The sequence below is a fragment of the Mesorhizobium sp. M7A.F.Ce.TU.012.03.2.1 genome (assembly GCF_004006095.1).
Lineage (GTDB): Bacteria > Pseudomonadota > Alphaproteobacteria > Rhizobiales > Rhizobiaceae > Mesorhizobium.
Genome location: NZ_CP034779.1, coordinates 6,665,684 through 6,691,466 on the forward strand (window position 1 = coordinate 6,665,684; position 25,783 = coordinate 6,691,466).

A 25,783-nucleotide genomic window follows, 5' to 3' on the forward strand; every position below is an offset into this window, starting at 1 on the left:
CTCACATCGCTTCCGGGAAAAGACCGATGACGGCGAAGGTGATGACAGCGGTGATCGCCATAAAATGCCAGTAGAGCGCGACGTTGTGCAGTTCCATGTCGTGCTCCCGCGTCAGGCGACCGGCGAGGCTGCGCGCAAGGCAATAGAGCTGCATGACGGATCCGACCGCGGCATGAGCAAGCGCCCAGATGACGAGAATCCAGACGATCGCCGGATAGACATGCGCGGTCGGCTGCATGTCATGCTGCCAGGGTCCGGCAAAACCGGCTGCAGAGGCAGCAAGCGTCAGCAGAAACGCAGCAACAAGCGCAACGCGTGCGCCGTCGATCCACCCGCTTGCGTTCAGTCGGCGCGCACCAAGCATCGCGACCCATGCGGCGACGAAGAGAGACAGCGCGATCATCGGCCACCGCATACCGGGACCCGGCTGCCCCAGAGTGAAGTCGGGATGGATGGTCCAGTAGAAAAAATAGCCGAAGATGAGGCTGGCGAAGGCAGTTCCGTCGCCAACCATTGTAATGAACATCGCCCACCAGCCAACAGAATCCGGACCGGAGGCATAGAGCGGCAAGCGCAATCCAAGGCCGACATCCTTGGTCTTCCTTTCCGGGGTTTCGCCGGTGCCGGTCCAGAGCCACCACAGAACGGCAGAGAGCGTGCCGATGCCCGACAATAGGGCGAGGATCCAGAGTTCGAAGGTGAGCGCGACGAAGACCCCGCCGAGCAATGCGGCCGAGATTATTGTGATCGTGGTTGATGTCGCCACGCGCTGGCACTGTAGCGGATGGGCGTCGAGCACCGAGGTGATGAGCGTCTCGCGGCGATTCTCCTTGGCACTGCGAAGATAATAGGCGCCCTCATTGACCTTTTGCATCAGATCCGCCTGGTCCCAAAGCGGATACCGGCTCTCGATGATCGGAATGGATCGAACGCCCCAGTTCTCCTCGGGCTCGTTCAGCCATTCGAGCGTGCCCGCCTTCCACGGATTCTGCTCGCTGCGGGGTTCGCGATGCTTCGGCCGTACAACATCGAAGACAACCACCAGCACCCCTGCCGCGAAAACATAGGCGCCGATCGTGGAGATGAGATTCAGCCAGTCCCAACCGATCCCCTCGGGGTAGGTGAAGACGCGGCGCGGCATCCCGCGCAGGCCGCTGAGATGCATCGGAAAGAACGCGACGTTGAAGCCGGCAAACATCAGCCAGAAGGCGGTGCGCCCGAGACGGGGCGAGAGCATCCGCGCATTGATCAGCGGGTAATAATAGTAAACGCCGGCGACCAGCGGGAACAGCATTCCACCGATCAGCACGTAATGCAGATGTGCGACGATAAAATAGGTATCGTGCGCCTGCCAGTCGAACGGCACGAGCGCGACCATCACGCCGGTCAGCCCGCCGATGACGAAGATAGCGAGCCCGCCGGCGCCGAACAGCATCGGCACCGAGAAGATGACACGTCCGGCCAGCATGGTGGCGATGAAGACGAAGATCTGCACGCCGGTTGGAATCGCGACCGCTTCCGAGGCGGCCGAGAAGAATGCCAGCGAGATCTGCGGCAGGCCGGTAGCGAACATGTGGTGGACCCAGAGGCCGAACGATAGGAAGCCGGTGCCGACAGCGGCAAGCACGATCCAGGAGTAGCCGACGATCGGACGTTGCGAAAAGGTTGGCACGATCATCGCCATCAGCGCGATGGCGGGCAAGAAGATGATGTAGACCTCGGGGTGCCCGAAGATCCAGAACAGGTGTTGCCACAGCAGTGGGTCGCCGCCCCGCGTCGGGTCGAAGAACGGCCAGTCGAACATGCGCTGCATCTCAAACAGGATGTCGCCGGCGATCAGCGGCGGAAAAGCGAAGAGGATCATGCCCGCGACGATCAGCAGGTACCAGGCGAACAGTGGCATTAGGTTGATGCGCATGCCCGGCGCACGGCACTTCATGATGCCGACGATCAGTTCGACCGCCGCAGCAATGGAGGCGACTTCGATAAAGGAGAGGCCCAGCAGCCAGATGTCGGCACCAATGCCGGAATATGCCTTGTCAGTGGCAAGAGGCGGATACATGAACCAGCCTGAAGAGGGAGCGGCGTCGAAGAAGATCGAACCGCAAACGAAGACACCGCCGATCAGAAAGCTCCAGAAGCCGAAGGCGCCGAGACGGGGAAATGGCAGTTCACGCGCACCGAGCATTGGCGGCAGCAGAAAGATCGCGACGGCCTCGAAGATAGGCACGGCAAACAGGAACATCATCACGGTGCCATGCAGCGTAAAGGCCTGGTTATAGAAGTCGGCAGAGAGGAAATTGTTTCCCGGAACCGCGAGTTGCGTACGCACAAGAAGCGCCAGAACGCCGCCAAACAGCATGAAGGCAAAGGCCGCACCCCCGTACCAGAGGCCAACCTGCGTATTGTTGACCGAAGTCCAGTAACGCCAGCCGATCGGCGTCTTCCAGACGAGGCGCAGCTGTTCTTCCTCGATCTTCTCTGCGGAGGGCAAGGCGTTTCGCTTGATGCGGGCTTTGAGGGTTGTCATTCGAGCCCCTTCAGCCAGGAGGCGATTTCGGCGATGTCCTGTTGGGGCAGCATGTTGAAGTCGGGCATCTTCGAACCCGGCTTGATCAAATGCGGATGGGCGATGAAGCTACGAACGGCCTCATCGTCGGTGGGCAAAACGCCGGCACCAATCGTTCCCCGCGAACTCATATGCGAGAGATCCGGGCCGACACCACCCTCAGCTTGTGTGCCCGCAACGCGGTGGCACGCGCCGCAGCCGTTGCGAAGGAATATGTCGCGTCCGGGCAAGGATGCGCCGGGCGAAGGGTTCGCCCGCACAGCCAGCCATTCCCGGAAGGCAGCGGGCTGCATGGCGACGGCCGTGAAGGTCATCAGCGCGTGCGAGGTCCCGCAATATTCCGCGCAAGGGCCGCGGTAGGTGCCAGGTTTGGTCGCCAGCAACGAGAGCCGATTCACGCGACCCGGGATCATGTCCATCTTGCCACCGAGCGCGGGAATCCAGAAGGAATGGATGACGTCGGTGCTTTTCAGCAAGAACTCGACGCGCTCGCCAACCGGCAGCCTGATCTCGTTGGCGGAAAGAATAGGAACTCCGCCGTCAGCCGGGTGGTAGGCGACCCGCCACCAGAATTGCTCACCAGTCACTTCGATCCTGAGACCATTGGCTTCGCCGGCTCGTGCGAAAGGTCTCAGTCCAGGCATCAACCAAAGCGCATAGCCTAGCAAGAGAAAGAGGAGTAGCGAAGGAATGGCTGCCCCGCCCCAGAAAATCAGCCGGCTTGCAATACGCTCGTCTATGGGAGTGCGCTCATGACGTGTCGCGTGGACCAGAAGACCGATGACCGTCAGCCAGATAAAACCGCCAGCAATGGCCATGAGCCAGAAAAGGTCAGCGATCTGGCGCGCTTCCTCTCCGGCCGGATCAAGCGCCGACTGGGCTCCCGAGCAGCTGGAACAGGTTCCCAAGCATAACCACAGCGCGAGCCAGCGCACCGCAGCGAGTTTCGTAATCCGGGCGCTTGTGCTTGGAACTGTTGACGAATCTATCCCTCCGATCGATGCCCTTGCTCACAAACGCGCCCGCAACCGAGTGGTTGCGCCGAAATTTCAGTTTAGCGGCAATGGCCAGTGCTCATGCAATCTATGCGCCGGTTTCGTCATTTGTCGCGCCGGTAGGCTTCGATTCCGGCGATCCTTTGTACGTCTCAGCAGGCAGCCATCGATTTTAAGGTTTCACCAACTATCGGGACCAATCGGGCGATTTCTTGCACTTTGCGGCGTTCGACGGCGTGCCCAAGCCGTCTCGAAAAGTACCCTCCGTTCCAACCTGCGAGCAGGCGACCGAGCATTGGTGTTGGTGAAACGTGGGCGCGCACCGAAGAGTTGTCGCCGAGCCGCCCGCCGATCTCGAACATCTCGATCAGGAACCCGCGCCTCCGGCGCGGTTGCAATGCCGGTCCTGTAAATGTCCGCAACGCCAGGGGGGCGGCTCAGCCATCGTCCCTGGCGACCAGTAGAAAAGGTTCGCGCTCCGGCGTCGTCACCGAAAAGCCCGAAGGGCCCACCGCGCTGAAAAAGCGATGGAACATGTCGATGAAGACACGCACGAAGAGTGGCTTTGCCGAACCGTACATGTCGGCGACGATCAGCGTGGGTGGCGGCAGTTCATCGAGGATTGGTCTTCGAACGATCTCCTCGCCATCGGCGGTGGCGCGACCGATCGGCCGCATGTTGAGGACGGCCATGCCGAAGCCGGATGCGACGGCCGAGCGCACCGTTTCGTAAGAGCGCGTGCGAAAGCGCACCTCCGGTCGTTTCGCCAGCACGTCGAACAGGGTCAGGAGATAGGTCGCCGTGTGCGGCAGGTCGAGCAGCACCAGCGGCCGTGCCGCCAGTTCCGCCAGCCAGATGCCGTCGCGCGCGGCAAGGGGATCGTCTGCATTGAGCACGGCATGCGCCGGTACCTTGCAGATGCGGGTGACGCTGTCGATACCGATTGGACCGATGTCGTAGAGAATGGCCAGATCGATCTGGCCAGCGACAAGCCGTTCCTGCAACTGGACCTGGTCGGCCTCGACAAGGTCGATCTCGACATCGCCGACGCTGTCGAGGTAGCTGCGCAGCATCTCCGGCATGAACAGCGCGCCGAACGGCTCGAAGCAGCCGATGCGCAGGACCTTCGGCACGCGCCCGTTGAGGTCTCCGATCGACCGGTTGAACTCCGTCTCCGCCGCCAGCATGATGCGGGCGGCGGCGACGAAGCGTTGGCCGGCCGGCGTGATGGAGACGCCGCGCGCCGGCCGCCTGTCGAAAATGCGCGCCCCCATCCCGGCCTCGGCCAGAGTGATCGCCGCGAGGATGGAGGATTGCGAGATGTAGAGCGATCTGGAGGCCGCCAGCACGCTGCCAAGGCGGGCGACTTCGCAGACATAGCGCAACTGCCGAATGGTCAGATTCATGGCTCTTTGTTACATTAAATAGCGAATATTCCCCACAACAATACATTTTATGGTGATGAAAAAACCCGCCAGATTGCCCGGGCTGACAAGGCTGCCGGAAGAGCGGCCATGAAGTGAGGGGTTCGAACTGCATGCCGAATGGGCTGTCTCCCATTGCCGACGCCGATGATCTGTGCCGCCTGGCTGCTGCGGAGCTTAGCGCCGCCTACCGCGCTGGATCGCTGTCGCCCGTCGAGGTGACGCTGGCGGCGCTGGATCGCGCCGAAGCGATCAATCCGCTTTTCAACGCCTTCACCATGATCGACCGCAAGGGTGCGATCGAGGCCGCAGGTGCTTCCGAGAAACGATGGCGGGCAGGCGAGCCGCTGTCGGCAGCCGACGGCATACCGACGACGCTGAAGGACATCGTCTGGGTCGAGGGCTGGAGCGTGCGTTACGGCAGCAGGACGACGACTTCCGCCGCCTATGACAAGGATGCCCCCGCCGTTGCCCTGCTGCGCAGAGCCGGCGCCGTCTTCATCGGACAGACGACGACGCCCGAATTCGGCTGGAAGGCGATTACCGACAGCGGCCTCTGCGGCATCACGCGCAATCCCTGGAATGCGCAAAAGACCCCCGGCGGTTCCTCCGGCGGAGCGGCGGTGGCCGCCGCCACCGGCGCCGGCGTCTTCCATCTCGGTACCGATGGCGGCGGCTCGATCCGCATTCCGGCCTCGTTCACCGGCATCGCCGGATTGAAGCCGACCTTCGGCCGCGTGCCCGCCTATCCGTCCAGCGCGTTCGGAACCGTCGCCCATATCGGACCGATGGCACGGACAGCACTCGATCTTTCCGTCATGGCCGGCGCCATGTCCGGCCGTGATATCAGCGACTGGCAGCAAGGCGTGGGAACGCTGGCGCCGCTTGGCCGGATCGAAGAAGTTTTGCGGGGCGCTCGGATCGGCTACTGGTCGAAGCCGCCTTCAGGAGCGCTGGATTCCGGGATCGCCGCCGTCGTCTCCCACGCCTTGACGTGTTTCGACACCTTCGGCGCGACGGTCGAGCCGATTGATCTTCCCGGTGGCGATCTCCTCGACCTGTTCCAGCATCACTGGTTCACCGGCGCCGCGGCGCGGCTGGCGCTGGTTCCGCCGAGCGAACGGGCGGGCATCGATCCGGGCTTCCTGGAGATCGCACAGGCTGGGGCGGCGTTCGACGTCCATACGCTCGTCGCCGCACAGTTGGAGCGCGCCGAATTCGGCGCCGCCATGGACCGGCTGCTGGACGACTATGATTTCATCGTTTCGCCGGGGTCATCGATTCCAGCCTTCGACGTTGGCCTTGAAGTGCCTCTGGGCAGCGGCCTCTCGCGATGGATCGAATGGGCAGCGTTCAGCTACCCCATCAATCTCAGCCAGCAACCCGCCTGCGTCATCCCTTGCGGCATGACCGAGGCGAGCCTGCCCGTCGGCTTCCAGATTATCGGCGCGCGCGGCGACGATGCCCGCGTGCTTTCGGCGGCAGCCGACCTGGAAGCCGCTTTCGTGCCCATGACCCACGCGTTTCGCCAGAAAGATCTGGTGTGAAAGATTTCGCATGAAGAAAAGACTCTAACCAACGCCAAAAAAGGGGAACTTTGCCATGATGAACAGACGTGCAATGCTGCAGGGCGTGGTCGGCGCGGGTGCGGCCGGTGCCGCGCTTCTTGCCGATATGAACACTGCGGCGATCGCCCAGGACACCAAGCCCATTCCGGTCGGCTCGGCCCTGCCGATGTCCGGCATTGCCGCCGCCGACGGCATCGAGTTCAAGAACGGTCTCGAACTTGCCGCCGAGGAGATCAATGCGGGGGGCGGCATTCTCGGCCGGCCTGTCGAGATCCACATCGAAGACACCAAGGAAATGGGCGCCGACCTCGTCAGCCAGTCGATGCAGCGCCTGATCGACCGCTTCGAGGCGCCGGTCATCATCAATGGCTACAATCTCGGCACCAACATGATCGAGATGGACGTCGCCGCCGACAACGACGTCATCATGATGCACTACAACACGCTGATTTCGCACAATGAGAAGTTCAAGACCGACCCCGCCCGCTATTACAGCTCCTTCCAGGGCGATCCGCCGGAGTTCTGGTATGGACCGGGCTGCCTGAACTTCCTCAAGACGCTTGCCGCGGACGGCAAATGGAAGGCGCCCAACAAGAAGATCGCCATCATCCCGTCTGCCAACGAATATTCGATCGTCATCGCCAACGCGATCCGCGACAAGGCCGCCGAATACGGCTTCGAGGTTAGTCTGTTCGAGACCGTTCCGTTCCCGACCAACCAATGGGGACCGACGCTGGCGAAACTTCGCCAGGACCCGCCGGCGGCGATCCTGGTCACGCACTTCCTGCCGCAGGACCTGGCGCAGTTCATGGTCCAGTTCCTCGCCGAGCCGATCAACAGCCTGATCTACATGCAGTACGGACCATCGCTGCCGGCTTTCCGCGAGATCGGCGGCGAGGCGGTCAACGGCGTCGTCTATTCGACGGTGATCGGCTGCCTGCCGGACGATTTCTCCAAGCCGTTCCGCGAGAGCTACCGGGCCAAATTCGGTCCGAACTCGGCCTACATCACGGGATCGCAGACCTATGACGGCCTGTGGATGTGGGCGCTTGCCGCGGCAATCGCCGGTGGTCCAGGCGAACCGATGGACAAGGCGCAGACCACCAAGGTGGCCAATGCGATGAAGCGCCTGGTCTATCGCGGGGTCAACGGCACCTACCGGGCCGATCCGGCCGGCCAATCGGCCTTCTGCTATCCGACGCAGGTAGCCGATCCGTCGCTTGGCATGCCGCACCAGTTCCTGCAGCATCAGGATTACAAAACCGATCCGAAGCTGATCGCGCCGGTGCTCTATGCCACGGACAGCTTCATCCTGCCGCCATGGATCAAGTGACCGGACGCGGAAATGAAACCAACGACACCGGCCGGGCCGTTTGCCCGACCGGCTCCATTGGGTGAGAAATATGACTGAGGCCGCCGGTCCGATGCTGGTTTGTGACAGTGTGGTCAAACGGTTCGGCTCGCTGGCCGCCGTCGACGGCGTGTCGATGGTGGTCAATGCGGGCGAGATCGTTGGCATTGGTGGGCCAAACGGCGCCGGCAAGACAACTTTCTTCGACGTGGTGACCGGGATCACGCCGGCCAGTGGCGGCCGGGTGCATTTCGGCGACACCGACATTTCGGCGCTTCCGGCCGACCGCATCTGCCAACTCGGCATCGCCCGCACCTTCCAGCTCAATGCCGCCTTCGACAGCTTGACCGTTCGCGAAAACATCGAGATCGCCGCGTATTTCGGCCGGCAGCGGCGAAGGCTGGCCGGCTTCCGCCTTGGCGAGGATGTCCGGCAGGCAACGATCGAAGCGCTGGACTTCGTCGGGCTTGCGGCCAAGGCCGACGAGACCGTGGCGCGGCTGCCGGTGCTCGACCGCAAGCTGCTGATGATTGCCGGCGCCATCGCCACCCGGCCGAAAATGCTCTTCCTCGACGAGCCGGTGGGCGGGCTCAACGTCGCCGAGATCGACCAGATCATGGCGATGGTGCTGAAACTGCGCGACCAGGGACTGACCATCGTCCTGATCGAGCACGTCATGCGCTTTCTCCTGGCGCTCTCCAGCCGCGTGATCATCATGCACCATGGCAAGGTGATATTCGAAGGCCGGCCGGACAAGGTCGCCGAGGACCAGACCGTTGTCGAAACCTATCTCGGCCAGGGCACGCAGAAACGGCTGAAGAAATTCTTCGATGAGCAAGCTGCCGCGACGAATCCGGCGGTGGGGGGAACGCCATGACGGGCGCAGCCGCAAAACCACCTGTCCTGCAACTCGACGGCATCGTCTGCGGCTATGACGGACTCGACGTGCTCAAGGGCATTTCGCTGACCGTTCATGCCGGTGAATTCGTCACCGTCGTCGGCCCGAACGGCCATGGCAAGTCGACATTGCTCAAGACCATTTCCGGCCTGGTGCCGCTGCGCGGCGGTCAGATCAGCATCGACGGCCGGCGCCTGTCCGGCAAGCCGCATGAGACGGCGATGTTGGGCGTCGCCCACGTGCCGCAGGGCGATATGCTGTTCGCGCAGATGAGCGTGCTCGAAAACCTTTTGATGGGCGGCTATCTCGCGCCGGACAAGGCCGAGATCGCGCGTCGGCTGGACGAGGTCTACGCGCTTCTGCCGAAGCTTGCCGACCGTCGCAACCAGATCGCCTCGAGCCTGTCGGGCGGCGAACGGCGCATGGTCGGCATAGGCCGCGGCCTGATGATGGGCGGGCGCATCCTTTTGATCGACGAGCCGTCGCTTGGCCTCGCGCCACTGATCATCGATCAGGTCTACGACGTCATTTCGCAACTGAGCAAGGCTGGGCGCACGATCCTGCTGGTGGAGGAGAACCCGGCCCGGGTCGAGGACCTCGCCGACCGCCTGCATCTGCTCGACGACGGCGCCATCGTCTGGTCAGGCAAGCCCGCCGAACTGATGGCGCGCGACGAACTCCTCGCAACCTATCTCGGAGGCTGACGCCATGACCGACGTTCTCATGGCCATTCTCGTCGCCGGCTTCACCTCGGGCGCGCTCTATGCGCTGGCGACGGTCGGGCTGTCGCTGGTCTGGGGTTCGATGGGCATGCTCAACATGGCCCATGCGGCGATGCTGACGCTTGGCGGCTACGTCGCCTTCACGGTGATCACCTCGCTCGGCCTGCCGGTCGCGATCGGTTTCGCCGGTGCTATCGGCGCGGGTGCTTTGGCCGGCGCCATCCTCTATTTCGCGATCGTTCGCAATCTCCTGCAGAACGACAAATCGACATTCGAAGCCAACGTCATGATCGCCACGGTCGGCATCGGCATCGCCCTCGAGAATGCCATCCTCCTGACCTATGGCGGGCAGCCGCTGAAGCAGCCGGTTTCGATCGCCGGCGCCCTGCGCCTGGGGCCGCTGACACTGCCTTGGCAGAACCTTCTGATCATCGCGGTGGTGGTCGTCATGATGGTGGTCGTCTCGGCGGCGCTCGGCCGCACGCGGATGGGTCGTGCGATCCGGGCGACGGCGCAGAACCGCGACGCGGCGCAACTCATGGGCGTCGCCGTCAACCGCGTCTACCTGCAGGTGCTGATGCTGTCGGGCGCGCTCGCCGGCATCTGCGGCGTCATGGTCTCGTCGATGACGCAATTGTCGCCGCCACTCGGCAACGACCCGATGCTGAAGGCCTTCATCATGTGCGTGGTCGCCGGTCTCGGCAATCTGCCGGGCGCCATCGCAGCAGCACTTGGGCTGGCGTTGCTCGAATCCTTCGTCCAGTACGCCTTGGGCGCCAGGTGGGGCTTTCCATCGCTGCTGTTCGTCGTCATTGCCGTGCTGATCTGGCGGCCGTCCGGCCTTTTCGGCCACGCCGAAATCCGGCGCATGTGAGGGTCATCATGACAGAGACACGTCCCCTGCCCCGTTTCTCCATGTCCCGCTCGGCCAGGACTGATCTTGCCATCAGCCTGATGCTGATCGCGGCGGCGATCGCGCTGCCGTTCCTGGTCGACAGCCGCTACATCCTTGGCCAGATCGTGCTGGCGCTGTTCTATGCGACGATCGCCTCGCAGTGGAACCTCCTGTTCGGCTTCTCGGGCATCTTCTCGCTGGCGCAAATGGCGATCTTTGCCTTCGGCGGCTATGCGACGGCGATGCTCTGCTTCTATTTCGGCTGGAACGTCTGGGCAGCACTTGTGCCTGGCGCGCTGGGCGCCGTGCTGTTCTCGCTGGTCGTCGGCCTCGCCTGCCTTCGCCTGACCGGCGTCTATGTGGCGCTGCTGACGCTGGCGATCGCCCAGACGATGTATCTGCTGATCGTCACCGACACCGAATGTTTCGTCATGGTCGGCTCCGTCTGCCGCCAGTTCACCGGCGGCGCCGTCGGCTTTGCCCGCTTCGGCGACCTCGGCACCAGGGCCTTGCTCCGAGCGCAGTGGCTGGTCGGCAATTACGCCATCATCGCGGTGCTGTTCGCGCTCACCATGGTCTTCACCTACGCGATCGTCAAAAGCCCGATCGGCCTTGCTTTCCGGGCGCTGAAGGACAATCCGGGCTATGCGGTGGCCCGCGGCGTCAACCGCTTCCAGGCGCAGCTTCTGGTGTTCGGCATCTCCGCCTTCTTCACCGGGCTGGCCGGCGGTTTCTATGCCGCGCATTTCCAGGCGATCGGCCCCGGTGTGCTGTCGATGTCGCAACTTATGTTCATCATCGCCATCGTCGTGGTCGGCGGCGTCGGCACGTTCTGGGGACCGCTGGTCGGGACGGTGGTGCTGGTGCTGGCTGACGAGTTGATGCGAGAGAGCGGCGAGTTCCGCACGCTCGGGCTCGGCCTGATCATCGCCCTGTCGGTGGTGCTGATGCCCAAGGGGCTGGTCGGCCGTTTTGGCGATCTCATCGACTGGCTCGGGCGCCGTCGCGCCAGCCCCGACAGCAAGCCAGCAGCAAGCAGCATTGTGCAAAGCCCGACCCCGGCCGGAAAGTGAGAGACTGACGATGTTCGATACGATCATAGTGGGCGCCGGCTCGGCCGGCTGCGTGCTGGCAAACCGGCTCAGCGCCGATCCTGCCCGCAAGGTGCTGCTGCTGGAGGCCGGGCGCGAGGCGCCGCTCGCCTCGGACGTGCCGTCGGACTGGCCGACCATGTTCAACACGGAAGTCGATTGGGGCTACTACACCGAGCCGCAGGCCGGCTGCCGCGGCAGGCGGGTGTTCTGGCCGCGCGGCAAGATGATCGGCGGCTCCGGCGCGCTGAACGCCATGATCTATATTCGCGGCCTGCCGTCCGACTATGATGGCTGGGCGGCGATGGGCTGCCCCGGCTGGGCGTGGGCTGACGTGCTGCCGGTGTTCAAGGCCAGTGAAAGCAATGCCGAACTCGGCAACGACCCGCTGCACGGCGCCGACGGGCCGCTGCATATCGGCAATGTCGGACATGTCGATCCCAACGAGCTTGCCTGGATCGAGGCCTGCAAGGCCGCAGGCTACAAGCAGAACCGCGATTTCAACGGCGTCGAGCAGGAAGGCGTCGGCCTGTTCCAGTTCACCATCAAGAATGGCGAACGCTGGGGCACCGGCAAGGCCTATCTGCGCCCGGCGCGGGAACGTCCCAACCTCACCGTGAAAACCGGTGTGCTGGCGACGGGCCTGATCGTCGAGAAGGGCCGGGTCAAGGGCATCCGCTATCTCGTCAATGGCGAACCTGAGACCGCTTTCGCCGACAGCGAGGTGGTGCTGTCTTCGGGCTCGATCGGCAGTTGCCAGTTGATGCTGCTTTCGGGCATCGGGCCGGCCGACGAACTCGCCCAGGTCGGCGTTGCTCCCGTGCACGACCTGCCGGGCGTGGGCAAGGATCTGCAGGACCACATCAACATTCCGATCACCTTCTATACCAAGGACAAGATCGGCGTCGGCGCCTGGACCGACGAGACGCTGCAGCGCGACTTCGCGGAATGGCAGACATCGCGCAGCGGCCCGCGTTCCTCACCCTGGGTGGCGGCGGGCGGCTTCGTCAAGAGCCGGCCCGATATCGAGCCGGACCTGCAGCTTTACGGCGCCATCAGCCCGCATCGCGACTATGTTCGGTTCCTTTCGTCCAGACCCGGCATCACGCTGCACACCACGCTGCAGCGGCCAGACAGCCGCGGCGAGATTCGCCTGCGCTCGGCCAATCCAATCGAATATCCGGCGATCGACCCACGTTACTTCATCAGCGACGAGGATGGCTCGGACATCGCCACGCTGGTCGAAGGCATCCGCATCAGCCGGCGCATCGCGGCGCAGTCGCCGCTTGCCGAAATGCTCGTCGGCGAAATCACGCCGAGCGCCGAATGCGAGAGCGACGCCGAGATCGCCCACTATATACGCGGCCACTGCACGACGCTCTATCACCCGACCAGCACCTGCCGCATGGGTTCAGATGCAATGGCCGTCGTCGATCCCACGTCGATGAAGGTTCATGGGCTGGACGGGCTTTGCATCGCTGACGCCTCGGTCTTTCCGAAAATGGTGTCGGGCAACACCAACGCGCCGACGATCATGATCGCCGAACGCGCCGCGTCAATGATCCAGGCGGGATGAGGCACGAGATGACGACGGGCTGGAATTTCCACGAACTCTATCTCTGGCACGAGACCGGCAATGCCGCGCAGTTCTTTCAGCCGAGCCTGACCATCGAGCCGGGCGAGCATGCGGAGAATGCCGACACGAAACGCCGATTCCGCAATCTGATGGAGGTTTCGGGCCTGACCGAGAAACTGTCTAAGATCGCCTCCGTCGCGGTGAGCGAGGATGACCTCGCCCTGTTTCACGACCGCGACTACATCAGCCGTATCAAGCTGCTCAGTGATGGGCGCGGCGGCGATGCGAGCTATCTCACCCCCTTCGGCCATGGCAGCTACGAGATCGCCTGTCTGGCTGCCGGCGGCACGGCAGCGGTGATGGATGCGGTGTTGAGCGGCGATGTCGACAATGGCTATGCGCTGGTGCGACCGCCCGGCCATCATGCCGAGCGCGGGCAAGGCATGGGCTTTTGCCTGTTCGGCAACGTTCCGGTCGCTATCCTGAAGAACCGGGCCAAACATGGCTTCGAGCGGGTCGCCAGCGTCGACTGGGATGTTCATCACGGCAACGGCACCCAGTCCGCCTTCTATTCGGACCCGTCGGTACTGACCATCTCGATCCATCAGGACGGGCTTTATCCGCATGACAGCGGTCTTCACAAGGAACGCGGCGAGGGCAAGGGCGAAGGCTACAACATCAATGTACCGCTGCCGGCCGGCTGCGGCCACGGCGCTTACATGTCCGTCTTCGAACGCGTCGTGCTACCGGCGCTCAATCGCTACAAGCCTGATCTCATCGTCGTGCCGTCGGGCTTCGACGCCTCGGCGGCCGATCCGCTGGGGCGCATGATGCTGCATAGCGGCAGCTACCGCGACATGACGCGGATGCTGATGCAGGCGGCGGACGACCTCTGCGGCGGGCGCCTGATGATGTCGCACGAAGGCGGCTATTCCGCCTCCTACGTTCCCTACTGTGGCCTGGCGGTGATGGAGCAGTTGTCCGGCATCAGGACGCATATCGACGACCCGTTCCTGCCGGTCTTCGAAAGCTATGCCGGCCAACCCTTGCAGCCACATCAGGCGGCCGCTGTTTCCAGGGCGGAGGAACTTTTGGGCGGCATCGCCTAGAATTCTGATTGCGGTCAGCCGATGAGGCGATCTCAAGACACACCGGCGGCCAATCTCGCAAATGCGGGCATGCGCTGACGGTAGGCTAATGCATGTCGCCCAAAAGTTCCGGTTTGGGACAACGACATGCACGAAAACAAAGACTTAAAGCGCGTCGTTTTTTGCGAGAAACTACGCCGGAGCACTCCTGACTACGCTAACCCCTACTCCCACTCGATTGTTCAAACAGCCTATAACTAATTGAAATTACACTAGGATGTTTCCATAGCCCCATAAGAGACCGACCAGAGCCGTCAAAAAATTACGCTTTGGTTCTAAAGGGAAATCGCCGCAAAGAATTTTTCCAGGGTTCACCAACTATCGGGACCAATTGGGCGATTTTTGTACCTCAAGACGTTCGACGGCCCTGCCCAAGCCGTTTAAAAAAGGTACCGTCACCGCTCCAATAAGGCATTGGCATGGGTCATAATGATCGACAAGCAACCGGTGTCGCACACACCCTGCTGCGGGCGGTGTGGCGCGACCGCTGGCATCCACTCGATTATTGCTAAAATTCCGGCTAGCTTGGCGACAGATGGCTCAATTTCTGGTCGGTGAATCACAATCAGACCGCCCTTTAAGAGAATAATGGGCGGCACCTTTGGTCCAAGGCGAGTGCAATGGCGCACGAATGAGCTCTACAACAATGCGCCGTGCGACGCCCAGCGACCTTGTCCTTTCGTATACCGATCAAGCAATTGGCTGTATGGGCAAGATAGGGGAAATCGTTTTTAGCAATCCGGATTGGAATCAAGAGGGATGACTTCTGCCTATTTTTTTGACATCGTTTTCCTCCTCGATCCATCCCACAATACAACAGGAAGTCTCTGCTCACTCCTCGCGGCGATATTCGCCAACCCACCTAGTTCCGGACTGGCGATCAGAAAGCATATCTGAACGGCATTCCATAGAAGCGATATAAATTGAAATTGCGGCCATGTGTTTCACACCCGGGATGGTTTCGAAGCCGGGGGGCGCTCACGGTCTCAAGGCGAGAATTTTAAGAGACGTTCAAGAATGACCCAGCACGCAGAAAACGCTCGAATTCTCATGTACAGCCACGACACGTTCGGGCTCGGCCACTTGCAGCGCTGCCGGACTATTGCGCATTCGCTAGTCGAGGATTTCCGTGGGCTTCAGGTGCTTATCATTTCGGGTGCGACTATCGCCGGCGCCTTCGACTACCGCGCCCGTGTCGACTTCGTGAAGATCCCCAGCGTCATCAAGTTGCGCAACGGCGAATACACCTCGTTGGAAAAGGACATCGATCTGCATGAGACGCTAAGGATGCGTCAGTCGATCATCCGCCACACAGCCGAGACCTTCCGGCCGGATATCTTCATCGTCGACAAGGAACCGCTCGGCCTACGCGGTGAGATTGAGGACACGCTGTCCTACCTCAAGACCCGGGGCACCACGCTGGTGCTTGGCCTGCGCGAGGTGATGGATGCACCGCATCTGCTCGAAGCAGAGTGGGCTCGCAGGGATGTGATGCGCAAGATAGGCCTGTTCTACGACAAGGTCTGGGCCTATGGCCCGCCGGATTTCTACGACCCATTGACCGGCTTGGATGTGCCGCCGGCTGTCAGGGCAAAAATGAGATTCGTCGGTTTCCTGCAACGGAGCTTGCAGCGGAACCAGTTGCCCGGCCACCGGCCAGAGGGCGACTATATCCTGGTTACCACCGGTGGCGGCGGCGACGGGGCCGAATTGATTCACGACGTCATCGACGCTTATCAGCAGGATCCGAAATTGCAGCACAAGGCGCTGATCGTGCTTGGGCCTTACATGCCGGCTCGCAAGCGCAATAAGTTGCTGAAGAAGGGTGCCACGATCCCCTACATCAAGATTATCGAGTTCGACAACCGCATGGAAGACCTGATTGCCGGCGCCAAGGCGGTAGTGGCGATGGGCGGTTACAACACCTATTGCGAGATACTTTCTTTCGACAAGCCGGCGCTCATCGTGCCGCGCATCGAACCCCGCCAGGAACAACTGATCCGCGCGCGGCGCGCGGCCGAACTGGGCCTCATCGAAATGCTTTTGCCGGAGGAAGCCAAGGACTCCCAGCGGTTTGCCGATGCACTGGTGGCGCTGCCGAATCGGCCTCGTCCATCCCAGAGTAATCCACATCTGACCCTGGAAGGGCTCCCTCATATTTCCGAAATCGTCGCGGAACTGCTCGACCGGCAGGCTGGCCCTCACCTTTCGGTTATTGAAGGCATGAACTGAGTTGCAACATCGCAAGATCGTCGTGGTTCTGAAGGGTTATCCGCGGCTGTCGGAAACCTTCATCGCGCAGGAACTGCTCGGACTGGAGCGTGCGGGGTTCGATCTGATACTCGTTGCGCTCAGGCGGCCGACCGACGCAAAACGCCACCCCGTGCATGACGAGATCAAAGCGCCCGTCCATTATCTGCCGGAATATCTGCATGAAGAGCCGCTGCGCGTGGTTCGCTCGCTTTCTGCTTGTTTGCAGCGGCCGGGCTTCTGGCGTGCACTGGGATCGCTGGCCGTCGATATGCCGCGCGACTTTACGCGCAATCGCGCGCGCCGTTTCGGGCAAGCGCTCGTGCTAGCGGCCGAATGGCCCGAAGACGCGGTATGGCTGCATGCGCATTTCGCGCACACGCCGGCATCGGTGACGCGCTATGCCAGCCAGCTTCTTGGTCTGCCCTGGAGCTGCTCGGCCCATGCCAAGGACATCTGGACTTCGGCGGATTGGGATCTGGCCAGCAAGCTTTCCTCGGCGCGCTGGACGGTAACTTGCACGAAAACGGGCTTCGACCGTCTGAAAAAACTCGCCGACGGCAACTCGTCAGTGCATTTGAGCTATCATGGGCTCGACCTTGATCGCTTCGGCATTTTCGGCGAGGCACGAAAACAGCATGACGGCTCGGCGCCGGACGAACCGGTTATCGTTCTGAGTGTCGGGCGCGCCGTTGCAAAGAAAGGTTTCGACACCTTGCTGGAGGCCCTTGCCCTCTTGCCCGGTGATTTAGCGTGGCGTTTCGAGCATATTGGCGGCGGCGAGGAATTGGAGCGGCTCAAGGCGTTGGCGCAAAAACTCGGACTGGATGGTCGCATCTCTTGGAAAGGCGCGCTCGCGCAGGAAGAGGTGCTTGAGCACTACCGCCGCGCCGATATCTTCGCCCTGGCCTGCAGGATCACCGCAAATGGCGACCGCGATGGTCTGCCGAATGTTCTGGTGGAGGCGGCCAGCCAGCGGCTTGCCTGCGTTTCGACCGATGTTTCCGGCGTGCCGGAGCTTTTATCGCCGGATGAAACCGGGCTACTGGTTCCGACGGAAAACCCAATTGCCCTGGCACAGGCGCTGGAGCGACTGATCCGTGATCCCGTGCTGCGTGCCCGCCTCGGCGACACCGCAGAGGCGCGCGTGCGCGGCAATTTCGATCACATGGCAAGCATTGGACAGCTCAAGGAGCTGTTCGAACGGGAGTGGCGGGCCGCCGAATGAAGCGGCTGCGCGCTTTCTTCTATGTCCAGCACCTGCTCGGCATCGGCCATCTCGCGCGCTCCAGCCGCGTCGCGGCGGCTCTGGTCGATGACGGGTTTGACGTAACCATCGTCACTGGCGGAGCGCCGGTCGCGGGGTTTCCGGGATTGGGGGCAATATCTGTAACCCTGCCATCTGTTACCTCCGGTGATGAAGGATTTTCCGGTCTTGTCGACCTGCAGGGCAAGCCCATTGACGATGATTTCAAGAAACGGCGTTCAGAGATGCTGCTGCAGGCATTCCGGGATTGCAGGCCTGATATCGTCATTGTCGAGGCGTTTCCATTTGGGCGCCGGCAGATGCGTTTCGAACTCTTGCCGCTGATCGAGGCCATCGACGCGGCGTCGCCCAGACCGCTGCTGGTGACGTCCGTCCGTGATATCCTTCAGGAGCGCGTCAAGCCGGGCCGAAACGAGGAAACGGTCGATCTCGTTAACAGGCATTTTGACCTTGTCATGGTCCATGGCGATCCGGCTTTCGCAACCCTAGACAAGACATTTCCACTGGCGGGAGCGATCAGGGCCGAGGTTGCGTACACAGGGCTCGTTGCCGCGCCACCAGCGCCCGCGGCCTCCGAGCGTTTCGACGTTGTGGTGTCGGTTGGCGGCGGAGCCGCCGGAAAGAGCCTTGTCCGGTCCACCATCGCATCAGCGCGGAATGCCGACAACGCCTGGAAATGGTGTCTGATCACCGGCCCAAACCTGCCGAAGGACGAGTTTGACGCGATTACACGCGATGCCACGCCGGGCCTGTCCATCTTTCGGTTTCGCGAGGATTTCGCCAGCTTGCTGACCGGCGCCCGCCTGTCGGTCTCGCAGGCGGGTTACAACACTGTCTGCGATGTCCTTCGCGCGCGCTGTCGCTCGCTGCTCGTTCCCTTTGCAGCCGGCGGGGAAACGGAACAGACGGTTCGAGCCCTGATGCTCGAAGAACTCGGTCTTGCAACGGTGCGGATGGAAAAGGACCTGACGCCTGAGTGTCTGGCGCAAGCGATCGAACAGGCGCTTGCGGGACCGACGCCAGCCGCGCATCGTCTCGATCTGGAAGGCGCCCGTCACTCGGCGCAAATCCTGCGCGAGCGGCATCGAACCTGGTCCTCGAAATCCTAGCGCAGGTCATATCTCGGTTGGATTCGCGCAACGCGCTTCAAACAGTTCCAATCAGCATGAAGCGGGTATATTTTTTTGTCGGCAGTTCGCCGGAGAACCTGATCTCCCGTAGCGCCACCATTGCTTCGAAGGCTGCAAGCGAAGCCACGCAGTTGATGTGCGTCGGCTCGCTGAAGTAATCGTTCGATTGCAGTAGCACCTTCGTGCCCCGCGGAAGCAGGGCAAGCCAGGCACCCAGGTCGGCTATGTGTTCGCAGCTCGTATTGACCACCAGGTCGGGCCGACCGGCCGCATAGTCGAGTGCGTACATATCTTCCGTCAGCGCCCGGAAGCGGTCGCCGGCTTCCCGGTTGAGGGTCCGGGCGACCGGCCCGACTTCAGGATCGATGTCGATGCTGTCGATCGCCGCAATGTCGAAACGGGCGTCGTTGAAAAGCATTGCCGGCAATACGCCGTACCATCCGCCCAGAACCCATATGCGCCCGAACCGGCCGCCGTCGTTTTCGAACAGCTTGTCGAGCGCCCACATCTTGCAGGCGACCTGCTTGTGGTTGAAGGCGTTGGCGATATCGGCAGTCGGATACTTGGCGATGACCCGCGCCAGCCCGGCGACAAGAGGGTGGTCGACATAGGCGGCAATTCCCCGGGCGAGGTCCAAGGCTTGTTCGTGCCCGTCAATGCCGGCATTGCGTGCTTGCGTGACATCCATCATATTCGTCTTCTATGTTGGGATTTCGGGCTACACAACGCAATATTGCCTCACCCAAGGCTGTTCGACTTGCGGATGAGACTATGCCACCAGCCGTTTCGCCGTTGCACGGTCACGAAGGGGGCCGGTTGCGTCTGTCCGGACCAGCGGCGTCCATCCGCGAAGACATTGCCGATACATCGTTTGCCAGCAGGTGCTTTCACCGCCTGCTTCCTCCAAACTGACAGCCGCATATGGAACCCAGCCTAGCCCGCTATATCTGGACGCACACCCGGAAGCAGCAGATCTGGATATTGATGATCGTCCTGCTTTCGATGATCCCATATTTCATGTCCTTCGACCTGCCGAAGCTGATCGTCAACGGCCCGATCCAGGGGAAGGGGTTCGAGCAACCCGGCGCGACCCTGCCCTTCATGAAATTGCACTATAACCTGCCGTTCATTGGCGAGGTCCAGTTCTTCTCCGGTTTTCAGCTGGACCGCAAGGAGACGCTGCTTGCCCTGAGCCTTGTGTTCCTCTTGCTGGTCGTCATCAACGGCCTGTTCAAACTCTACATCAACACCTACAAGGGCCGCCTCGGCGAACGCATGCTGCGGCGTATTCGCTTCGATCTGATCGATCGTGTGCTGCGGTTTCCGCCGATTTACTTCAAGCGGGTGAAATCCGCCGAAGTGGCGACCATGGTGAAGGATGAGGTGGAGCCGCTGGGCGGCTTTATCGGCGATGCCTTCCTGCAGCCGGTGCTGCTCGGCGGCCAGGCGCTGACGGCCATGCTGTTCATCATGGTCCAGAACGTCTGGCTCGGAATGATAGCGATGGTGATCGTGATCATCCAGATCGTACTCATCCCGCGGATGCGGCGGCGGCTGCTCGTGCTTGGGCGCCAACGGCAGTTGACGGCGCGCGCGCTTTCCGGCCGGGTTGGCGAAATCGTCGACGGTATCGGCGCGGTTCACGTCCACGACACGTCGAACTACGAGCGCGCCGACATAGCTGCTAGGCTAGGGCTCATCTTCAAGATCCGCTTCGATCTTTACCAATGGAAATTCATGGTAAAGTTCCTCAACAATTTTCTCGCACAGCTCACGCCCTTTCTGTTCTACATGATCGGCGGGTATCTGGTCATAGGGGGCCGGCTGGACGTCGGTCAGCTCGTGGCGGTGATCGGAGCCTACAAGGACCTGCCCGGACCGATGAAGGAGCTGATCGACTGGGATCAGGATCGGCAGGATGTCCAGGTCAAATATCAGCAGGTCGTTGAACAGTTCACCGTCGAGGATATCATTGCGCCGGGAATCGCGGCACTGGCGATCGACGATCCCGGTCCGATGACAAACCCGCTGTCGGCGGTCGGTCTGTCCATGGCAGACGATGGCGGTGCAATGCTCCTCAACCGTGTCTCCATGCAGGTCAAGCCGGCTGAGACGGTGGCGCTGGTCAGCACCCCGACAGGCGGAGCAGAGGCGCTAGCAGAAGCCTTCGCGCGGCTGAACTGGCCAGAGAGTGGAAAGGTCGCTTCGGGCGCCGATGACCTGCTTGAACTCCCCGAAGCCGTGACCGGCCGGCGCATGTCCTACGCCTCGTCGGATGTTTTCCTGTTCCAAGCAAGCCTGCGCGATAACTTGCTCTACGGGTTGAAGCATGCACCGCTGACATCGGTGACTTATGACGGCACCGCGGCAGACCAGCAGCGCTGGAACATGGACGAGGCGCGCCGGTCGGGCAATCCGGATTTCGACGTCCACAGCGACTGGATCGACTATGCTTCCGCCGGTGCTACCGGCCCGCACGACCTCTTTGAAGCGGTGCGCCGGGTGCTCGACGCGGTTCTTCTGTCGCGCGACATTCTGGATCTTGGCTTGCGCTCTTCGGCCGACCTCACGCGTCACACGAAGCTCGCCGGGCGGATCGTCGAACTGCGTGCAGCGCTGCGAACCCGGCTCGAACAGGAAGGGCTGCGCGAACTGGTGGTTCCTTTCGAGCCGGGCGCTTACAACACGGAAGCGACGATCGGCCAGAACCTGCTTTTCGGCGCCGCCGCCGGCCCCGAACTGGCCGACAAGGCTCTGGCGGCCAATCCCTACTTTGCTTCCGTGCTGAAGCAGGCCGGCCTCGACAGCACGCTCTACGAGATGGGCATGGAGATCGCCGAACAGGCGATCGAGCTGTTTGCCGACCTGCCGCCAGATCACCAGTTCTTCCAGCAGCTCGCCTTCATGAGCGCCGAGGAGATCCCCGCCTACGAGACCTTGCTGCAGCGGCTCAAGAACCGCCCCTACGAGGCGGTTTCGGAGGCCGACCGCGCCATGATCATCACCTTGAGCTTTGCCTATATCGAGCCCCGGCACCGCTTCGGCCTGCTGACCGACGAGTTGATGAGCAAGATCGTCGCCGCACGCAACCGGTTCTATGAAAACCTGCCGCCCGAGCTGCACAACGCGATCGAACGGTATGATCCTGCCAAATACATTGCGGCGGCCACCGTCATGGACAATGTCCTGTTCGGCCGTGTGGGAAACAACCATCCCGACGCGCCGGACCGCATACGCTCCATCGTCTATGACATTCTTGACGAGCTGGGGCTTTATGCCGAGCTTCTGGATGTCGGCCTGGACTTCAACGTCGGCGCCGGTGGAAGGCGGCTGACCAGCGGACAGCGACAGAAGCTCGATGTTGCCCGGGCTCTGCTCAAGCGTCCCGATTTTCTCATTCTCAACCGGCCGCTGTCGGCGCTCGACCAGCGCGTTCAGGACAAGGTGCTGCGAAACGTGCTCGAGGAAGCCAGACGCGACGGCCATTCGCCGGCAATTGTGTGGGTCGTGACGAGTCCGGCAATGGCGATGATGTTCGATCGCGTTATCGTCTTTGACTCGGGGCAATTGGTGGAAGACGGTACACACGAGACACTTTTGGCAGAGAACGGTATCTTCAAGGAACTTCTGTCATAGTCTGGCAGACGCGAATTTAGGAAGGTTTGCGACAATGCTGCTCAAGGATGAAGTTGGAATGCTGCAACGCGTTCCCTTGTTCTCCGGCATTGAGCCGGCAAAGCTCAAGCTGCTCGCGTTCACATCCGATCGCGTGAATTACAGCGCCGGCCAGATTCTTTTCCGGCAGGGCGACGAGGCAGACGCTGCCTATGTCATCCTTTCAGGCAGGGCGGATATTCTGGTCGATTCCGACAGCGGGCCGATAAAGGTTGCCGAACTGCTGCCAAATTCGATCGTCGGCGAGATCGCCATATTGTGCAACAGCTCCCGCACTGCCACCGTCAGCGCGGCAAGTGATCTGGAGGCCTTGAGAATCCGCAAGGATCATTTCCTGAGGCTTATGAAGGAGTTCCCGGAAATGACCATCGAGATATTGCGGGTTCTTGCCGATCGGCTAAGCCATACGACCGCGGATCTGATCGACGCACGAAGCGCCTAGAGCTATGATGAGCGAAAGGTAGCATGGACGACGATTTTTTCCTGGTCAGATTTTGGGGCGTGCGCGGCAGCATTGCTGTATCCGGGCCAGAATTCGCTCGCTATGGCGGCAACACAATCTGCATTGAGATGCGATGCGGCAAGCATACGCTTCTGTTCGACGCAGGCTCTGGCCTGCGGCCTGCCGGTAGGGCGCTTCAGGCGTCGGATGTAACCGATTTCGACCTGCTTTTCACCCATTGCCATTACGATCACATCATCGGGCTGCCGGCTTTTGCGCCTATCTTCGACCCGAGCGTCAAACTTACGCTTTGGTCCGGGCATCTTGCAGGACGCATGACGACCCGGCAGATTATCGATGAGTTCATACGGCCGCCGTGGTTTCCGGTGAAAATGAACGTCTGCAAGGCAAATCTCGACTGCCGCGATTTTGTATCCGGAGACGTGCTTCGGCCGCGCGAAGGGGTGGTGGTTCGGACCGGCAGTCTCGCCCATCCGGGAGGCTGCATAGGCTACCGGATCGAATGGGGCGGCCGCGTCGTGGCGGTGATCACCGACACCGAGCACGAGCCGGACAAACTCGATCAGTCGGTGCTCGACCTGATCGAAGATGCCGACCTCGTCATTTACGATTGCACCTACACCGAGAAGGAAATGGAACGCCGCCGCGGTAACGGGCACTCGACATGGCAACAGGGCGTCAAGCTCTGTGAGGCTGCTGGTGCACGGGCGCTTGCGCTGTTTCACCACGATCCGACACGCACCGACGAGCAACTGGACGAGATGGAGAAGCTGGCCAAGGACAGGTTTGCCGGCGCTTTTGCCGCGCGGGATGGCCAGATGCTCAAATTCCCGGTCTCATCGCACAGAAAGCGCTGAGCTATTTTCCTTTACCCGCGCGGCGCCCGATCAATGTCCTGATCGGAAGCCATGCACAGGGTTCAGCCTGTGCGGTGACTGTCAACAATCGTTCGAGGAAAAGCCAGGCCGATTCATCATGTACAAGATGGTGGGTGAGCAGGCCGATCGGCTCGCCGTCGGATGCATGCTGCAAGTGTGCGATGATAGCCTGGACCAATAGACCATGATCGAGGCAGCCGCGCGTGCCATGCCAATCCATGATGTCGACATTGCTGTTGATGACCGCCAATGAAGCCGGCTTCGGCGGCCCATAGACTGACAAGGCCGCAAAACCTATCGATCCAAGGTCGGATACCACGCCGGCGTCGATCCTGTTCCATGGCGGCACCAGCATCGGAACGGCACGTGCGCCGTGCAGGCCGGTTACTCGCGACAGTCCGCGAGCCAGATCATCGAGCACCGCCTCGCGTGGCCGATGCGCGCCGAGTTCCTGCTTTTTCTGGTCCTCGGGCGCATGATTTCGGTGCGCCCAGCCATGGATCGCGACCGTGGCATGCGGGGCCTCGTCAAGCCGGGCGACAAGCTTCGCGTCGGTCAGGGCCGGAATGACGGCCAGAGTGACCGGAACCGCGAATTCACCGGTGAGGTCGAGCAGCCGATTAAGCGCAGGCGTCGGATCCACGGCGTCGTCGTCGCGCAGCCAGAACTCCGCCTTGCGGCCCGCCCGTTGCAGGCGCGCCAGCTCTTCCACCAAGGGCTGCCAGATCGGATCGGACGTCATGAGACCGGGACCTTCGCAATAAGTCCGGCCAGACGCGCAGCTGCGCCACCGAGGGAACGTTCTTCGAGAACGAAACGCCTGGCTTCCGCGGCCATGATGGTTCTTTCGTCGTCACGGGCCAGAAGCCTTTCAATGGCGGAAGCGAACGCCGCGACATCGCCCGGCGGGGTTAGAAACCCGGTCTGGCCATCCCGCACGACCTCCGGCACGCCGGCGATGTCCTGAGCCACCACCGGAAGGCCGGCGGCCTGTGCTTCAAGATAGGCAACGCCGTAGGCCTCGCCATAACCCGGCCAGACATAGATTCCCCCGGTGTAAAGGACATCCGGCACGGCGGCTGGCTCGATCGAGCCAATCCACTCGATACGATCGGCGGGCAGGTCGGCGAATTGCGCTTCGACCTCGTCGCGGGCTGGGCCGTCTCCGACGATCGACATGGTCCAGGGCAGGTGACCTATCAAGCCGAGCGCTTGCGCCAGCATGCGATAGCTGCCCAGTTTGTCGCCTGGGCGCATCATGGCGACGGTAATGAGGCGCGTCGGACAACCCCGTGCCGGGATTTCCCGGAATGCCGATGTGTCGATGAAGGGCGAAAGCATACCGAAAGCGGCCTTGGGAATAGCATCCGCCAGTCCCTGACGATCCCTTTGGGTGAAGCAGATGTTCATCGCCGCCTGTTCGATGGCTCGCGCCACCAATGCTTGGCTATCGGCCCACAAGCCGGCTTCGCGTCGCCTGGAATAGGAGGCTTCCGCTGTCACATAGGGGACAGCAAAGGCCGACGCCAGCTCCGGCCCGATCAAGTCGGGCGCCTTGTAATAAGGATGGTAGGTGAACCAGAGATCGGGCTTGCCGTCACGACCCCAAAGTTTGGTCAGCCGCGCGGCTTCCTCTGCGGCCTCGATCTTTAGTGCCTCGAAACTTTTCGACTCCGGCTGGCGTAGATAGAAGCGCAACTCAGATGCCAGTTCGACGCTATGCCCTCCGTGCTCCAGCGCTTTGACAAGCATCCGTGCCATCTGGCGGTCGCCGGAAACAACGGGATGATTGGGTGACTTCAGCGGCGCGTAGAAGGCAATTCGCATCGCGCGACCCTATCACCGGAAAGCCTGCGCAAGTCAATTTCCGAGCGTAATCGACT

The 25,783-nt window shown here is 61.7% G+C and carries 20 protein-coding genes; 14 read left to right on the forward strand and 6 right to left on the reverse strand.

Annotated elements, in window-relative coordinates:
• Position 1: 1 nt before the first annotated feature.
• From ctaD to EJ079_RS32920, 3 genes are all read right to left on the reverse strand, one after another.
• A complete protein-coding gene (gene ctaD, locus EJ079_RS32910; protein ID WP_127811218.1) occupies positions 2 to 2,530 on the reverse strand; it encodes a cytochrome c oxidase subunit I in 2,529 nt (842 codons plus the stop codon).
• Positions 2,527 to 3,504, reverse strand: a complete 978-nt coding sequence (gene coxB, locus EJ079_RS32915; protein WP_281040143.1) for a cytochrome c oxidase subunit II — start codon at positions 3,502 to 3,504, stop codon at positions 2,527 to 2,529. Before coxB ends, ctaD begins: the two co-directional genes overlap by 4 nt.
• 497 nt (positions 3,505 to 4,001) lie before the next feature.
• Positions 4,002 to 4,970, reverse strand: coding sequence for a LysR family transcriptional regulator (locus EJ079_RS32920; RefSeq protein WP_127811219.1), 969 nt, complete (start codon positions 4,968 to 4,970; stop codon positions 4,002 to 4,004).
• Between the two features lie 131 nt (positions 4,971 to 5,101).
• Here EJ079_RS32920 and EJ079_RS32925 point away from each other — a divergent pair, with 131 nt between their 5' ends.
• The 11 genes from EJ079_RS32925 to EJ079_RS32975 all read left to right on the forward strand — a co-directional run bounded on the left by EJ079_RS32925 (position 5,102) and on the right by EJ079_RS32975 (position 18,863).
• The gene (locus EJ079_RS32925) at positions 5,102 to 6,535 is read left to right on the forward strand and encodes an amidase (RefSeq protein WP_127811220.1); all 1,434 of its coding nucleotides are present in this window, start codon (positions 5,102 to 5,104) and stop codon (positions 6,533 to 6,535) included.
• 55 nt (positions 6,536 to 6,590) lie between these two features.
• Complete coding sequence (locus EJ079_RS32930) at positions 6,591 to 7,889, forward strand: ABC transporter substrate-binding protein (RefSeq protein ID WP_127811221.1); 1,299 nt, start codon at positions 6,591 to 6,593, stop codon at positions 7,887 to 7,889.
• 70 nt (positions 7,890 to 7,959) lie between these two features.
• Complete coding sequence (locus EJ079_RS32935) at positions 7,960 to 8,784, forward strand: ABC transporter ATP-binding protein (protein WP_127317773.1); 825 nt, start codon at positions 7,960 to 7,962, stop codon at positions 8,782 to 8,784.
• The gene (locus tag EJ079_RS32940; protein ID WP_127326892.1) at positions 8,781 to 9,509 is read left to right on the forward strand and encodes an ABC transporter ATP-binding protein; all 729 of its coding nucleotides are present in this window, start codon (positions 8,781 to 8,783) and stop codon (positions 9,507 to 9,509) included. Before EJ079_RS32935 ends, EJ079_RS32940 begins: the two co-directional genes overlap by 4 nt.
• Positions 9,510 to 9,513: 4 nt before the next feature.
• Positions 9,514 to 10,401: a branched-chain amino acid ABC transporter permease gene (locus EJ079_RS32945; protein WP_127811222.1), complete on the forward strand. Its 888-nt coding sequence runs from the start codon at positions 9,514 to 9,516 to the stop codon at positions 10,399 to 10,401.
• An 8-nt stretch (positions 10,402 to 10,409) separates the two neighbouring features.
• Positions 10,410 to 11,495, forward strand: a complete 1,086-nt coding sequence (locus EJ079_RS32950) for a branched-chain amino acid ABC transporter permease (protein WP_127396192.1) — start codon at positions 10,410 to 10,412, stop codon at positions 11,493 to 11,495.
• A gap of 10 nt (positions 11,496 to 11,505) precedes the next feature.
• Positions 11,506 to 13,089, forward strand: a complete 1,584-nt coding sequence (locus EJ079_RS32955) for a GMC family oxidoreductase N-terminal domain-containing protein (RefSeq protein ID WP_127811223.1) — start codon at positions 11,506 to 11,508, stop codon at positions 13,087 to 13,089.
• A gap of 8 nt (positions 13,090 to 13,097) precedes the next feature.
• Positions 13,098 to 14,198 carry a class II histone deacetylase gene (locus EJ079_RS32960; RefSeq protein WP_127811224.1) on the forward strand — a complete coding sequence of 367 codons (1,101 nt, stop codon included), beginning with the start codon at positions 13,098 to 13,100 and terminating at the stop codon, positions 14,196 to 14,198.
• A gap of 1,056 nt (positions 14,199 to 15,254) precedes the next feature.
• On the forward strand, positions 15,255 to 16,469 hold the full coding sequence (locus EJ079_RS32965) for a glycosyltransferase family protein (RefSeq protein WP_127396319.1): 1,215 nt from the start codon (positions 15,255 to 15,257) through the stop codon (positions 16,467 to 16,469).
• A 1-nt stretch (position 16,470) separates the two neighbouring features.
• Positions 16,471 to 17,715, forward strand: a complete 1,245-nt coding sequence (locus EJ079_RS32970) for a glycosyltransferase (RefSeq protein ID WP_127811225.1) — start codon at positions 16,471 to 16,473, stop codon at positions 17,713 to 17,715.
• Positions 17,712 to 18,863 (forward strand): glycosyltransferase family protein, encoded by a 1,152-nt coding sequence (locus EJ079_RS32975; protein ID WP_127811226.1) that lies wholly within the window; start codon positions 17,712 to 17,714, stop codon positions 18,861 to 18,863. The genes EJ079_RS32970 and EJ079_RS32975 overlap by 4 nt, the downstream gene beginning before the upstream one ends.
• A 37-nt stretch (positions 18,864 to 18,900) precedes the next feature.
• On the opposite strand, the gene EJ079_RS32980 is transcribed toward EJ079_RS32975, so the two are convergent.
• Complete coding sequence (locus EJ079_RS32980) at positions 18,901 to 19,575, reverse strand: class I SAM-dependent methyltransferase (protein WP_164873903.1); 675 nt, start codon at positions 19,573 to 19,575, stop codon at positions 18,901 to 18,903.
• Positions 19,576 to 19,805: 230 nt separating this feature from the next.
• On the opposite strand from EJ079_RS32980, the gene EJ079_RS32985 reads away from it, so the two are divergent.
• The 3 genes from EJ079_RS32985 to EJ079_RS32995 are packed head-to-tail and all read left to right on the forward strand — an operon-like array spanning position 19,806 to position 23,879.
• Positions 19,806 to 22,520: an ABC transporter ATP-binding protein gene (locus EJ079_RS32985; protein ID WP_127326884.1), complete on the forward strand. Its 2,715-nt coding sequence runs from the start codon at positions 19,806 to 19,808 to the stop codon at positions 22,518 to 22,520.
• A 34-nt stretch (positions 22,521 to 22,554) separates the two neighbouring features.
• Positions 22,555 to 23,001, forward strand: coding sequence for a cyclic nucleotide-binding domain-containing protein (locus EJ079_RS32990; protein ID WP_127292062.1), 447 nt, complete (start codon positions 22,555 to 22,557; stop codon positions 22,999 to 23,001).
• 23 nt (positions 23,002 to 23,024) lie between these two features.
• Positions 23,025 to 23,879: an MBL fold metallo-hydrolase gene (locus EJ079_RS32995; RefSeq protein WP_127811227.1), complete on the forward strand. Its 855-nt coding sequence runs from the start codon at positions 23,025 to 23,027 to the stop codon at positions 23,877 to 23,879.
• 1 nt (position 23,880) lies between these two features.
• Here EJ079_RS32995 and EJ079_RS33000 read toward each other — a convergent pair whose 3' ends face one another.
• Both EJ079_RS33000 and EJ079_RS33005 read right to left on the reverse strand, forming a co-directional pair.
• Positions 23,881 to 24,642 (reverse strand): polysaccharide deacetylase family protein, encoded by a 762-nt coding sequence (locus tag EJ079_RS33000; protein WP_127395732.1) that lies wholly within the window; start codon positions 24,640 to 24,642, stop codon positions 23,881 to 23,883.
• Complete coding sequence (locus tag EJ079_RS33005) at positions 24,639 to 25,727, reverse strand: glycosyltransferase family 4 protein (protein ID WP_127395733.1); 1,089 nt, start codon at positions 25,725 to 25,727, stop codon at positions 24,639 to 24,641. Before EJ079_RS33005 ends, EJ079_RS33000 begins: the two co-directional genes overlap by 4 nt.
• Positions 25,728 to 25,783: the final 56 nt, after the last annotated feature.